The sequence below is a fragment of the Mycobacterium colombiense genome (assembly GCF_003284935.1).
Classification (GTDB): Bacteria; Actinomycetota; Actinomycetes; order Mycobacteriales; family Mycobacteriaceae; genus Mycobacterium; species Mycobacterium arosiense_A.
Genome location: NZ_QMEV01000002.1, coordinates 18,449 through 31,136 on the forward strand (window position 1 = coordinate 18,449; position 12,688 = coordinate 31,136).

Here is a 12,688-nt window from a genome sequence, read left to right on the forward strand (position 1 = left end):
GGATCTAGCGCGAGTTGGGTGATCGCTGCGGGCTGGATGATCGCAGGATGGCCTGCACCGTGCGGCGGCACCGACCACAGTCGGCGCCCGCCCCGCAGGCCTGGGCGACCTCCTTGGTGGTCGACGCGCCGCTTTCCACCGCTTCGCACACGGTTTGACTGGTGACACCGTTACACAGGCATACGAACACCGGCGGATCCTCAGTCCGCCTAGATGCGCATCATGTCGAAGAATCGGCCGACGAACAGCGGCGGGTACGCGCCGATGCCCGCCCCGGACATCCATTGCGCCGCGGCATCGGGGTGGTCGATCCAGCGCCGCGCGCTGTCCTCGTCGGGAAACTCCTGCAGGATCAGCACCTCGTGATCGTCGTCAAAAGCCTGGAATACCCACGTCTTTCGGATTCCTGCGGTGGTGAACCTGTCGATCGCGGTGCCGACCTCGGAGGTCAGCAGGGACACGTCGTTGACCGACGCGATGGCGGCCACCACGACGCCCGGCGCCGCGGGGGTTTTCGGTGGCTGCGCGATGAACCGGTCGACGATCTCGCCGGCGAAGACCGCGGGGATGTCTTCGACGCCGGCCTCGTCGAACCAGTCGAAGAAGACCCGGGAGCGCAACAGCTCCACGATCGGCTCACGGCTGTGGACGCCGATCATCACCAACACCCGGCCGTGGTCATGGGTCGAGGTGTAGACCAGCACGTGGTGCGCGCCGATGTCGGCCAGGGCGGCCTTATTGCGTTCCAGCAGCGGCCACACCCGGGTCGGATCGGGGACGCGATAGTCCGACGCGATCACCATCGAATGAATGTCGCCGTTGTTCATCGCAGTTGGTCCTTCATCACTTTCCCCGTGGCGTTGAGTGGAAGTGAATCAAGGAACTGTACCGCGCGCGGCACTTTGAACCCGGCCATCCGGTCCCGGCACCAGCCGATCAACTCTTCGGCGCTGACGTCGGCGTTACGGACCACGAAAGCCTTGCCCACCTGGCCCATCCGCTCATCGGGGACACCGATGACGGCCGCCTGCACGACGGCCGGGTGGTTGAGCAGGAAGCCCTCGATCTCGGCCGGGTAGGCATTGAATCCACCGACGATGAACATGTCCTTTTTCCGGCCGACGATGCGCAGCCGACCGGCGGGGGTGAATTCGCCCAGATCGCCGGTGTGCAGCCATCGCTCGCCGTCGATCGCCTGGGCGGTGGCCTCCGGTTCGTCGAGATACCCCTGCATGACCCCGTAGCCGCGGACCAGCACCTCGCCGTCGTCGGCGATACGCACCTCGACCCCGTCGCACGGCACGCCCGCGGTGGTGGCCACATCCTCGAAGGAATCGCCGGGCAGCGACAGCGTGACGTTGCCGGCCTCGGTGAGCCCGTAACCGGTCATCAGCGTCTGGAACGGCAGCTCGTCGTGGATGCGCCGCACCAGCTCGACGGGGATGTCGGCGGCGCCGGTCACCCCCGCACGCAACGTCGACAGCTTGGACTTGTCGCTCACCGTCAACAGCGAGTGATACAGCGTCGGCGGCCCGGGAAGCATCGTGATGCGTTCGCGTTCAATGAGATTCACCACGGTGTCGACGTCGAACACCGCGACCGGCAGCATGGTCGCACCGCGCAGGAACGACGTGACCAGGCCGGCCTTGAGCCCGAACGTGTGGAAGTACGGGTTGATCTGCAAATAGCGGTCGCCCTCGCGCAGGTCGGCGAGCGTCGCCCACTCCTCGTACATGCGCAGCGTCTGACCGTGATTGAGCATCGCGCCCTTGGGACGCCCGGTCGTGCCCGAGGTGAAGATGATGTCCGAGGTATCGGTGCCGTCCACCGGCCGCTCGAACGGCGAACCGCTGGACAGGAAGTCGGACTTCAGGTCGATGACCGGCACCCCCGCGGGAGCGGTGTAGTCCTGGTCCAGAAAACCCTTCTGGACCAGGACGGCCTTCACCTTGGCGCGCCCGATGATGTCGCCGGCCTCGTCGGTCTTGAACCGCGTGTTGACCGGGACCAGCACACCGCCCGCGGTGAGCAGCCCGAACGCCGCGATGATCCATTCGGCCGAATTCGGTGCCCAGATCGCGACGCGGTCACCCTTTTCGATGCCGAGGTCGGCGAAAGCCCCAGCGGCGCACCGGATTCGGTCGACGACCTGTTTGAAGGTCAAACGCAGCGGACCGTCGACGACGGCTTCCGCATCGCCGAAGCGGTCCGCTGCGCTCAAGACCATCTCGGGGATGGTCTGCCAAGGTTGGTTGGCCGGCGTCACACCGTGACGAGCCGACCGAGGTTGCCACCCATGATCTTTGCCTGATCGTCCACCGACAGGTGCGACAGCGCCTCGATGTAGTAGGTCGGCTCCGCCAGCCCCTCGGGGTGCGGCCAGTCCGAGCCGTAGAGCACCTGATCCACACCGACCAGGTTGACCAGATCGTCGATGCCGTCCTCGAAGAACGGGCTGACGTGAATCCGGCTCTTGACCATCTCGACCGGGTCGCTCGGGAACGCCTCCGGGGCTTTGCGGAACACCTCGGCCAGGCCGTCGAGCAGCGGCGTCATCCACTTCGAACCGGCCTCGACGATCGCAACCTTCAGCTTCGGGTGACGGTAGAGCGCGCCGTGAATCACCCACGACCCCACCGAATCCTGGATCGGCCGCCACTCGTTGAGGATGCCCATCGCGTTGGTCTGGAACGGCAGCATCTCCTGGTCCGCGCCGTCCCACTCGGAGGTGTACCGGGAGTAGCCGCTGTCCGAAGAGTGCATGCCGACCAGCACGTCGTGCTCGACGACCCGTTCCCAGAACGGGTCGAACTCGGGCACCGCGAACGACCGCGGACCGCGGAAGCCGGGGACCGGAGCCGGGCGGACCAGGATGGCGCGGGCGCCACGCTTGACCGCCCATTCCAGCTCCTCGATTGCCTTCTCCACGATCGGCAGGGTGATGACGGGCGTGGTGAAGATGCGGTTCTGGTAGTTGAAGCCCCAGACCTCGTCCAGCCACTCGTTCAGCGCGTGCACCAGGACGTGGATGGCGACCGGGTCGTCGCGCAGCCGCTCCTCGAGGAGGCTGGCCAAGGTCGGGAACATCAACGTCTTGTCCAGGCCCAGCTCGTTCATCGTCTCCAAGCGTGGGCCGGGCTCGAAGAACGCCGGGATCGCGCGCATCGGCTCGCCGAACAGCTCGCGCTTGCTCTTGCCGTCCGGGTTGCCGTACTTGAAGTACTCCTCCCAGGCGCCCGGCCGGGCGACGACCTCGAAGGTCGGGTTCGGAATGTAGTTGCTGATCTGGCCGCGGATGGCGATCTTGGTGCGACCGTTGATCTGCACGTACTGGACGTAGTCCTTGTACTCCTTGGGCAGGAACTTGGTCAGCGCCTCCGGCGGCTCGTAGAGATGGTTATCGGCGTCAAAGATCGGGAACGGAACGTCCACCTTGTGGGACAACTGACCCATGGAATCCTCCTTCTTGATTTGTGAGAATACTATTCTCTACAGGCGCCGAACCGCAACGTGGGCCCCGCCGAACCGCGGTTCGACGCGGTCAGCACGACACGTGGATCTTGTAGGTGGCGGTGGCCGGTTCACTGGGCTTATCGGTCTTGTAGCCGTTGGCGGTGCCACTGACGGTGAAGTTGTCGCCGGTCATGCTCATGTCGGCCATGCCATCGCCGCCCCGGGAGAACATCCCGCTGAAGCCACCCAGGTTCTGAATGCGCAGCGACTCCACGATCGCCGGCTGCGCGCTTTCGTCGACGATGAGCTTGGCGCCGGCGAAATCGCTACCGATGTCGATCGTGCGAGTCCATTCGCGTTGGCCGCACTTGACAAGGTGGAACGTCCGGTCGTTACCGTTCACGGTGACCGATGCCGTGCTGGCGAGCTGGGTCGGCGGTTTCGACGCGCACGCCCCGACCAAAGTGACGGTCAGGACCGCAGCAGCGACGACGATTTGGTTCCGCATCGAGTCACCTCCATCCTCGCCGGCGAAGTTCTTGAGCCTGCAGTGATGATGTTATTCTCGCCAGAAGAGAATGCCAATATCGGGTTCTTGCCGAGGAGCGTAAATAAGAACATGGTGGACCTGGAGATCGGCGACGGGTTAGCCGTGGTCACCATCGACCGTCCGCACGCGCGCAACGCCATTGGCCTGGACACCATGGACCAGCTGGAGAAGGCGCTCGACGCGGCTGCGGGTGCGCAGGCGCTGGTGATCAAGGGTGCCGGGGACAAAGCCTTCGTCTCCGGCGGTGACCTCAAGGAATTAAGCGCGCTGCGGACCGAGGAGGATGCCGCTGCGATGGCCCGACGAATGCGGTCCATCTGCGATCGGTTGGCGGACTTCCCCGCCCCCGTCATCGCGGCGCTCAACGGTCACGCGTTCGGCGGTGGCGCCGAAGTCGCGGTGGCCGCCGACATCCGCGTGGCCGCCGACGACATCAAGGTCGCCTTCAACCAGGTGCAGCTGGAGATCATGCCGGCCTGGGGTGGAGCCGAGCGGCTGGCCGCGCTGGTCGGAAAGAGCAAGGCGCTGCTACTGGCCGGTTCCGGAACCGCCATTGGCGCGCTCGAGGCCGAGCGGATCGGCCTGGTCGACCGAGTGCTGCCCCGCGGTGTCTTCGACTCACCCGACGAGGGATGGCGAGCGGTCGCGAGGTCGCTGGCCCGCCGCCCGGCGACGGAGATAAAGCGCGTAATCCGCGGAGTTTCTCCTGATGAGGCGATAGCATCCTTTGCGCGACTATGGGTTGCCGACCCACACTGGCAGGCCGCAGATCGGGTCATGAGCCGCAACACAAGATCGCGCACGGCAGCCGAAGGAGCGTCATGACCATCAAGTGCAAGACGGTGATCGCCGTCGGCCCCGCCATCTGGCTGGCCTGTCTACTGGCGGCGGCAGGCGTGCTGGTGGGAAGCGGACGGGCACACGCCGATGACCCCGTCATGCATCACGTGAAGTACACCGTCACCACGCAGCATCCGATCTACACCAGCATCTATTATCTGGACCACCAGCCCGACAAATTCTCTGACTACAGCCACAACCCCTACTCGTTCACCCCACACGTCAACGTCGACCTCGCCCCGGGCAAGCCGTGGGGATTCGATCTGGACATGTCGGACCCCGATCATTACGCGATGGTCGTGGCGAGCACGGGTACCGAACCGGGCACGCCGGGGCTTCACTGCGACTTGGCGGTCGACGGAGCCGTCGTTGTATCCAAGGATGGGCCCAAAGGTGTGCTCTGCTCGTTGCGGAACTGGTGAACCACCCAGGCCGGCGGTATACCTTCGAGGGGTCGCGGTTCGCCCTCCAGGCGACGCAGGTAGGTTTCGACCAGCTCCACGGTTTCGGCGTGGCCACCGTAAATGCCGACTGCCTGCTCGAGCACCAGGAACCACGACAGGCTGCTCATCAGGACCGTCCACACCACGGGCGGCATGTCGTCCCTGACCGCCCCATAACGCTCGAGCGCGGCGGTCACCGCCTGGCGCTGGTCCTCGCGCAGGCGCTCGGCGTAGTACGCGATCTCGGCGCGCATCTCCTTGCGGTGGTTGGCCAGCGCCATGAATTCCAGGGAAATCCGGGTGAACGCGGGGTCGGTGCCGAACCGCCACAGCGCCCACAGCGGCTGGGGCGATTGCAGCAGTCGCGCGTGCGCTTCGAGCGCCTCTTCCGCCCGGCGGCGAAAGACCGCGAGGAACAGCTCCTCCATGGTGCGGAAGTAGTAGTGCACCAGCTGAGGCTTCAGCCCGGCCTTGTTCGCGAGGCGCCGCGACGTCACCGCGGCGTAGCCCTCCTCGAGCATCAGCTGCTCCGCGGCATCGAGCAACAGACCACGGTTTTTCGCGTCCGGCGCCCCGATCCTGCGGGCCGATGTCATGTCGCTGCTCCGTACTGTGTGCCATCCCGTGCGGGCCATACGGATCGTATCGTGGCCCGGCGCCCTCGATCTTGACCCTGACATTACCGCCATGCTAAGCAGGTGCTCAGCATATTTTCGTTCTCGCGATCGGGCGGCGGTACCGCTTGCCGCCGAACACCACCGGTAGACCCAGCCCAGGGGGACGCACTGAAGATGACCAACTTCGAGACGATTGATTTCTTCACCGATCCGACTTTGGTCCCGGATCCGCATCCGTACTTTGACTACCTGCGGAGCCAAAACCCGGTGCTGCGCCTGCCGCACTACGGCGTCGTCGCGGTTACCGGGTACGACGAAGCCTGCGAGATCTACAAGGACCCCGACACGTTCTCGAACATCGTCGCGCTCGGCGGGCCGTTCCCGCCGCTCCCGTTCACGCCCGAAGGCGACGACATCAGCGCGCAGATCGACGCGCACCGCAGTTCCTTCCCGATGTACGAGCACATGGTCACCATGGATCCACCGGACCACACCAAGGCCCGGTCCGTGCTGGCCAAGCTGCTGACCCCGAGCCGGCTGAAGCAGAATGAGGAGTTCATGTGGCGCCTCGCCGACCGTCAGCTCGACGAGTTCCTGAGCCTCGGTGAGTGCGAGTTCATCGCCGAATATTCCAAGCCGTTCGCCACCCTGGTGATCGCCGACCTGCTCGGCGTGCCTGAAGAAGACCATAAGGAGTTCCGCAAGGTTTTGGGGGCCGACCGCCCCGAGGCACGCGTGGGCGCCCTGGACCACGAGTCGGTGGGCATCAACCCCCTCGAGTGGCTCGACGACAAGTTCTGTAACTACATCGAGGATCGTCGCCGCGAGCCCCGCGGTGACGTGCTGACCTTCCTGGCGGAAGCGAAGTATCCGGACGGGTCGACACCCCCGGTGATCGAGGTGGTGCGCTCGGCGACGTTCCTCTTTGCCGCCGGCCAGGAAACCACGGCCAAGCTGCTCAGCGCCGCCCTGCAGGTGCTCGGTGACCGGCCGGACATCCAGCAACAGTTGCGTGACGACCGCAGCCTGATTCCCGGCTTCATCGAGGAGTCGCTGCGGATGGACAGCCCGGTGAAGAGCGACTCACGCCTGGCCCGCAAGGCCACCAGCATCGGTGGTGTCGACATCCCCGCCGGCACCGTGGTCATGATCCTGCCGGGCGCCGCCAACCGCGACCCGCGCCGGTTCGACAACCCGCACGAGTTCGACCTGCGCCGCAAGAACGTCCGCGAGCACATGGCGTTCGCGCGCGGTGTGCACTCCTGCCCAGGGGGCCCGCTCGCCCGCGTCGAGGGCCGTGTCTCGATCGAGCGGATCCTGGACCGCATGCCGCACATCGAGATCGACGAGGCCCATCACGGGCCGGCCACCGAGCGTCGTTACACCTACGAGCCGACGTACATTCTGCGGGGCCTGAGCGAACTGCACCTGACGTTCACCACCGCCGACGCGATAGCGCCGGTCGCCTAGGAACTCGTCGCGCGCGAGCGCTACCGGGCCTGCAGCCCGACGAAGTAACTGCCGAGCAGGACGACGGCGATCAGCACCACCCACGCGTCGGTGAGTCGGCGCAGCAGTGCCGGGGCGTCTCGCACCTCCATGAATTCGCGAAAGATGATGCGCACCTTGACCAGTGCGATGACGATGACGCTCGACGTGACCACGGCGCTGGACTTCAGCAGCCCGCCGGCGGTGTGATCTATCCACAGATAAGCCAGCGTCAGCGCGGCCAGGATCACCCAGACGAACAGCAGTCTTTTGTTGAATTTCACTGGCTCACCTCACCACGTAGAGCAGCGCGAAAATGAGCACCCAGAGGAAATCGACGGTGTGCCAATACGTTGCGCAGGTTTCGACAAGTTCCTGCGAACGACGCGCCGGGCTCCGAAGTTGATAGACGATGACGCCAAGGACGACGAAGCCGATCAACAGGTGCACGAAGTGGATGCCGGTGAGGAAGAAATAGAACATGAAGAAGTCGTTGCTGTCGACGCCGTGTCCGCCGTGGACCAGTCGCGCCCACTCAAACACCTTGAAAGACAAAAACGCTGCGGCGAACGCCGCCGTGATGAAGACGTCGCGGAGGGCTGCCCGGTACGCGCCGGCGCGGGCCGACTGGACACAGCGCGCCACCGACCATGAGCTGAGCAACAAGACCAACGTGTTGAAGACACCGACGCGCAGATCGAGTGCGGCCTGCGACTGCAGGAATAGCTCGGGATTGCGGCCTCGCGAGAACAGGTAGAAGCCGAAATACGCTGTGAAGACCAGGGTCTCGAACAAGACAAAGGCCCACATGTCGGGTTGTCCCGGCACGGCCCTCGCACGGGCGGGCCTGCCGGCCAGGCCGGTCACCGCGCCGCCGCCCTCTTGGGCGGCAGGTCCGGCAGTACCCCGGTCCCGAAGTCTTCGCGGCGGATCATCTGAAACAGCATGACGATGAAGGTGACTTGGTAGATGCCGAACACGACCATGTCCAGCCACCACGCGATCTCGCCATCCCAGGCGAACACGCCGCGTCGGAAGATCCAGCAGGGTGCCACGACGACCTCGGTCAGCGCGTTGCACAGGTTGAGATACCCGAACCACTTGGGGAACACCCTGTTCCGGTCGAGCAGGATCGCCACCATCCAGATCAGCGAGCCGATCAGAAACACCCCCATCGTCCCGTCGAATGACAGGAACGCGAAGTCATACAGCCAACCGATCGCCCGGGGGTCGCGGTCCGGTCGCAGCGTGCCGACGATCAGCGCGATGTTGAGCAGCAGCATGCCGGGAACCGCGCTGAGCGAGTAGATGAGCAGATACGAGTAAGCGAACGCACGGCTGACCGACATGCGCCGCATCGAATACGCGATGAGGGCGTTGTTGACCGCGATCATGCCGCTGATGGCGAAGATAATGCCGAAGCCGACGGGAATGCCGAGGCGGCGTTCGGCGAACCAGTGGACCTGCGTCGCAAGGTCCCAGGTCGGTTCCGGTGGCGGCTGGACCTGGGCCACGATGAAGAACATGGGGAAGAAGAGGCCATAGAACACCATGAGCACCCCCCACGCCAGCCACAGTTCTCGCTTGCGGTCGCGCCGCAGGTGCCAGCCGATTCGGCGATGCAGGGGGCCCGCCGGGGACGTCGACGGCGTGATCACCGCGCTCATGCGGGAGCCGATTCGCCTGAGCAGCCGCGGCTTTCGATCCGCTCACGATAGACGGCGCGGCCCAGGACAACGCCCATCACGATGATCCAGAAGGCGATGGCGGCGTTTTTCACCCAGAACGACAGCACGCCGTCCCAGGCGAGCGGGCCGGTCAACGACACACCGACGAACGATGCCGGCACCAGCGCGGCCGCCACCACAAGATTGAAGTGCGCCACCCAACGGGCGAACACGGGGCGGTACGGATCATCGAAATAGATTGCCAACGCCAGGATTACACACTGCCCGATGAGAAACGGCACCAGGATGGTGAAGGTGATCCAGCCGAGGTCGTTGAGCAATTGAGTCAGCTCGGGGCTGCGCTCGGGTCGAAACGCGGCCAGCAGCCAGCAGACGTTGGCGACGAGAAACAGCGTCGGACCGCCGGCCGCACACCCGAGCATCGCGTAGGAGAAGATCGGCGTCTGATGCGCCATGCGGCGGATCTGCAGCACAATCAGGGCCAGGATCGGCACGAGGCACACGCCGAACCAGTTGAACAGGATCATGCTGGAACGGATTTGCGGGATATGCGCCGGATCGCGGTAGAACGCGGCCACCTGTTCGGCCGGCATGGTGGGTGACATCGGCGGGTTGAACCCGGGAAACAGGAAGAAGGACGCGATCCACAGGATCAGCGCCGCCGGCAACGTCCAGAGCAGAATCAGCTCGCCATCGGTCCGCCGCCGGGCGGTTCGCGCCGATTGGCTACCGCTCGCATCGTTTCCGCCGACGTCGGACATCGGCACTCCTTCCCGCACGAAATCGCCGCCGCAACCCGGCTAGTGAGCGAAGCTAGCCGATCGGCTAGCCAGGGTCAATAGCGTCGTCTACTCTCGGTGCGTGGGAACAGCACGGCAGCCGGACATCGGTGAGCAATTCTGGCTCATCGAGCACAGTCCGGCCCGCACGCGGGTACTCGATGCCGCGCTGGATCTGTTCGCCACCCACGGCGTCAGCGGTACGTCGCTGCAGATGATCGCCGACGCCGTCGGCATCACGAAAGCTGCTGTCTACCATCAATTTCGGACCAAAGAGCAGATCGTCATCGCCGTGACCGAACGCGAACTGGGCCGCCTTGAGCCCGCCCTCGAGGCGGCCGAAGCATACGACAACGGCCCGCAGGCGCGAGATGCGTTGTTGGTGGGCGTGATTGAGATGGCGGTTCGCGACCGCCGGCTGGTGCGAACGCTGCAATTCGATCCCGTCGTCGTCCGGTTGCTGGCCGAGCACAAGCCGTTTCAGCGTTTCATGGACCGTCTGTACCAGGTGCTGCTGAGCGACGCGGGCCTCGACGGGCGGGTGGAGGCCGCCATGTTCTCCGGCGCGCTCAGCACCGCGGTCATGCATCCGCTGGTGGCCGACATCGACGACGAGACCCTGCTCGATCGGGTTACCGATTTGAGCCGCCGCCTGCTCGGTCTGCCCCGCACATTGCGCGACTGAGCGCGGCGGCTACGTGTCGGCGCGGACCCAGCTCGAGATGCCGTCGTGGGCGATACAGATCAGGAACAGACCATCGGGGGCCTGCGCGACGTAGTTCAAATAGTTCGTGCAGTCGGAGTTTTCGTCCTTGACCCCCGCCATCGGCGGCGAGCGGAACCAGCGAGGCTGGTATCGCCTCGGCGAGCCGCAGAACATCAGCCGGCCGGGCTCCGAGGCGAAGGACACGTATCCGTCGGCGACACCGAAGGCGTAATAGGTGGTGTTGTCACACGGCGCACCCAGAACCTGATGGGGCATGATGCCCGGGGTGCAAGCTGGGTAGTCGCAGACGGTCGGCCCCGCCGAGGCTGGCGGCGCCGCCAGGACCCCGGCGCCGAGCAACGCGGCAACCAGAGCCACGATTGATCGCACCCGATCACTCTGCCACACCTGGAAAGAAAATTCTCCTGGTTGGAGACGATCAGCGGGGCCGGACCGCGGCCGGCGGGACGCCTTCCCGAACGTCACCCCGGCCCGATCCCCTGCGGGCGACTATTTCCGCATGTAAGGGCCGGGAAGGCAGCCGACCGACGACGGCTTTGAGCCCGGACCCCAGTGATAAGCTGCTTCTCCGTGCACGATCCGGAGGGGCCAGCCGCCGGCCCACGTGATGACGCGGCGGAAGCGATCGATCCCGCCCAACGTGGGGTTGAGGCGGACATCGCAGCGCCCGTGCCGAAAGCGGACGCAGACGACGAAGTCGCCGCGGCGGAAGCGCGCGCGGCGGCGGCTCGAGAACGCCTCGCAAAACTGCGCCGGGCCGCCGAAAACGGGGGCGTGGACGACGAGGACGGCGCTTCCCCGGATATCGAGCAGCCCCCCGCGAAGACTCGGAAACGGCTACGGCTCTCGCGGCCGTCGCGGCCACGCTGGTTGCGGCGCCCAAAGAGGAAAGCAGTGGCGGCCGTCGGCGGCTCGCTGCTCTTCGCGGCCTCTCTCGCCGCGAGCGGTTACATGTTGTGGCAGCACCACATTGCGGTGCACAATCGCAAGTTGGCCGCGGAATTCAGCGCCGCCGCCCGGCAAGGGATCACGGCTTTCATGTCGATCGACCCCGCTCATGCCAAGGAGGACGTCCAACGCTCGATCGATGCCTCCACGGGCGACCAGAAGAATCAGCTAGCCGTGCTGTCGACTCTGATAGTGAATAAGGCCCAGGAGACGAAGGTCGGCACCAAGGTCACCATCGAAGGTGTCGCCGTCCAGTCGTTGAGCGACAACTCGGGAGTCGTGCTTGTGGCGGCGAAAACCGATCCCATCGGGCCGGATAACGCGAAACCGCCGCCGGCCTTGTTTCGGCTCGCCGTCAACATGGATCGTGACGACGGACAGCTCAAGATGTCGAAGGTTGATTTCCTGCGATGACTGCCGAAGACGGCTCGCCGCCCGACGGCACCGAAACGATTGACGGAGTCCAGGCTTCACCCGCCGACGACAACGCCCTCACACCCGCTGGTGAGAGCCCGGCAGGCTCGCGCCGGCTGGCCGCGATTCGCCGCCGCGGCAGCCGGTACTTGGCGAGGTGGCGTTTGATCGTCGCGACAACGTTGCTCACCGCGGCCGTGGGAGTCTCTGCGGGCGTGTACTTCACCCTGTACCGGCCGGATCAGCAAGTCGGCGATGCCGCGGCGCGCCGGGCAGTCCAGGCGGCGTCAGATGGCGCTGTGGCGGTCTTGTCGTATTCCTACGACCATTTGAACCGCGATTTCGCCAACGCGAAATCACATCTCACCGGCGATATTCTGACCTATTACAGTAAATTCAGCGACGATGTCGTCGCGCCAACCGCGGAGAAGGGCCAATTGACGGCGTCCGCCAAGGTGATTCGGGCCGCAGTCTCGGAATTGCATGCCGACTCGGCCGTCGTGCTGGTTTTCGTCGACCAGACCACAAAAAGCGCGCAAAAGAAGGATCCCGAGAACACGCAGAGCAGCGTCTCGGTCACGCTGAGAAAAGTCGATGGTTCCTGGCTGATTTCGAAATTCGATCCATCCGGATGAGCGTGGGAGATCTTGTCCCAACCGTTACCCGGCAGGCCGAAGCGGTGTAACGTCATCGCTCGAGAACGCCGCAACCGACGGCGAAAAGGCGCCCCATAGGCACTCT

17 protein-coding genes are annotated in these 12,688 nt (G+C 65.1%); 6 read left to right on the forward strand and 11 right to left on the reverse strand.

All coding sequences use genetic code 11. From position 1 onward, the window contains the following. Positions 1 to 4: 4 nt before the first annotated feature. The 5 genes from DQP57_RS01095 to DQP57_RS01115 form a co-directional block, all read right to left on the reverse strand. Entirely contained in the window at positions 5 to 190 is a 186-nt protein-coding gene (locus tag DQP57_RS01095) for a (2Fe-2S)-binding protein (RefSeq protein ID WP_112630923.1), read from the reverse strand. A 19-nt stretch (positions 191 to 209) separates the two neighbouring features. Beyond that, positions 210 to 827: a fatty-acid--CoA ligase gene (locus tag DQP57_RS01100; RefSeq protein ID WP_112630925.1), complete on the reverse strand. Its 618-nt coding sequence runs from the start codon at positions 825 to 827 to the stop codon at positions 210 to 212. After that, the gene (locus tag DQP57_RS01105) at positions 824 to 2,227 is read right to left on the reverse strand and encodes a FadD3 family acyl-CoA ligase (protein ID WP_240631641.1); all 1,404 of its coding nucleotides are present in this window, start codon (positions 2,225 to 2,227) and stop codon (positions 824 to 826) included. Before DQP57_RS01105 ends, DQP57_RS01100 begins: the two co-directional genes overlap by 4 nt. A gap of 35 nt (positions 2,228 to 2,262) precedes the next feature. Beyond that, positions 2,263 to 3,453 (reverse strand): amidohydrolase family protein, encoded by a 1,191-nt coding sequence (locus DQP57_RS01110; RefSeq protein ID WP_112630929.1) that lies wholly within the window; start codon positions 3,451 to 3,453, stop codon positions 2,263 to 2,265. Positions 3,454 to 3,541: 88 nt separating this feature from the next. Then, complete coding sequence (locus tag DQP57_RS01115) at positions 3,542 to 3,961, reverse strand: lipoprotein LpqH (protein WP_112630931.1); 420 nt, start codon at positions 3,959 to 3,961, stop codon at positions 3,542 to 3,544. A gap of 111 nt (positions 3,962 to 4,072) precedes the next feature. Between DQP57_RS01115 and DQP57_RS01120 the strand changes: the two genes are divergently transcribed. Together DQP57_RS01120 and DQP57_RS01125 are read left to right on the forward strand one after the other, a co-directional pair. Then, the gene (locus tag DQP57_RS01120) at positions 4,073 to 4,828 is read left to right on the forward strand and encodes an enoyl-CoA hydratase/isomerase family protein (RefSeq protein WP_112630933.1); all 756 of its coding nucleotides are present in this window, start codon (positions 4,073 to 4,075) and stop codon (positions 4,826 to 4,828) included. Between the two features lie 71 nt (positions 4,829 to 4,899). Further along, complete coding sequence (locus tag DQP57_RS01125; protein WP_112631224.1) at positions 4,900 to 5,265, forward strand: hypothetical protein; 366 nt, start codon at positions 4,900 to 4,902, stop codon at positions 5,263 to 5,265. Here DQP57_RS01125 and DQP57_RS01130 read toward each other — a convergent pair. Continuing rightward, entirely contained in the window at positions 5,181 to 5,882 is a 702-nt protein-coding gene (locus tag DQP57_RS01130) for a TetR/AcrR family transcriptional regulator (RefSeq protein ID WP_112630935.1), read from the reverse strand. The genes DQP57_RS01125 and DQP57_RS01130 overlap by 85 nt on opposite strands. A gap of 195 nt (positions 5,883 to 6,077) precedes the next feature. On the opposite strand from DQP57_RS01130, the gene DQP57_RS01135 reads away from it, so the two are divergent. Next, positions 6,078 to 7,373 (forward strand): cytochrome P450, encoded by a 1,296-nt coding sequence (locus tag DQP57_RS01135; protein ID WP_112630937.1) that lies wholly within the window; start codon positions 6,078 to 6,080, stop codon positions 7,371 to 7,373. A gap of 20 nt (positions 7,374 to 7,393) precedes the next feature. Here the strand turns inward: DQP57_RS01135 and DQP57_RS01140 are convergent, their stop codons facing one another. From DQP57_RS01140 to DQP57_RS01155, 4 genes are read right to left on the reverse strand one after another with little or no spacing between them, the layout of a single operon-like run. Further along, complete coding sequence (locus DQP57_RS01140; protein ID WP_112630939.1) at positions 7,394 to 7,675, reverse strand: cytochrome C oxidase subunit IV family protein; 282 nt, start codon at positions 7,673 to 7,675, stop codon at positions 7,394 to 7,396. Positions 7,676 to 7,679: 4 nt separating this feature from the next. Further along, positions 7,680 to 8,258, reverse strand: a complete 579-nt coding sequence (locus tag DQP57_RS01145; protein ID WP_112630941.1) for a cytochrome c oxidase subunit 3 family protein — start codon at positions 8,256 to 8,258, stop codon at positions 7,680 to 7,682. Beyond that, entirely contained in the window at positions 8,255 to 9,058 is an 804-nt protein-coding gene (locus tag DQP57_RS01150) for a hypothetical protein (protein WP_112630943.1), read from the reverse strand. The genes DQP57_RS01145 and DQP57_RS01150 overlap by 4 nt, the downstream gene beginning before the upstream one ends. Further along, entirely contained in the window at positions 9,055 to 9,840 is a 786-nt protein-coding gene (locus DQP57_RS01155) for a hypothetical protein (RefSeq protein WP_112630945.1), read from the reverse strand. The genes DQP57_RS01150 and DQP57_RS01155 overlap by 4 nt, the downstream gene beginning before the upstream one ends. A 100-nt stretch (positions 9,841 to 9,940) precedes the next feature. Here DQP57_RS01155 and DQP57_RS01160 point away from each other — a divergent pair, with 100 nt between their 5' ends. Beyond that, entirely contained in the window at positions 9,941 to 10,543 is a 603-nt protein-coding gene (locus tag DQP57_RS01160) for a TetR/AcrR family transcriptional regulator (RefSeq protein ID WP_112630946.1), read from the forward strand. Positions 10,544 to 10,552: 9 nt separating this feature from the next. Here the strand turns inward: DQP57_RS01160 and DQP57_RS01165 are convergent, their stop codons facing one another. After that, the gene (locus DQP57_RS01165; RefSeq protein ID WP_112631226.1) at positions 10,553 to 10,942 is read right to left on the reverse strand and encodes a hypothetical protein; all 390 of its coding nucleotides are present in this window, start codon (positions 10,940 to 10,942) and stop codon (positions 10,553 to 10,555) included. Between the two features lie 213 nt (positions 10,943 to 11,155). Here DQP57_RS01165 and DQP57_RS01170 point away from each other — a divergent pair, with 213 nt between their 5' ends. Both DQP57_RS01170 and DQP57_RS01175 read left to right on the forward strand, forming a co-directional pair. Further along, positions 11,156 to 11,947: a hypothetical protein gene (locus DQP57_RS01170; protein WP_112630948.1), complete on the forward strand. Its 792-nt coding sequence runs from the start codon at positions 11,156 to 11,158 to the stop codon at positions 11,945 to 11,947. Beyond that, positions 11,944 to 12,582: a hypothetical protein gene (locus DQP57_RS01175; RefSeq protein WP_112630950.1), complete on the forward strand. Its 639-nt coding sequence runs from the start codon at positions 11,944 to 11,946 to the stop codon at positions 12,580 to 12,582. The genes DQP57_RS01170 and DQP57_RS01175 overlap by 4 nt, the downstream gene beginning before the upstream one ends. The last annotated feature ends 106 nt before the right edge of the window (positions 12,583 to 12,688 follow it).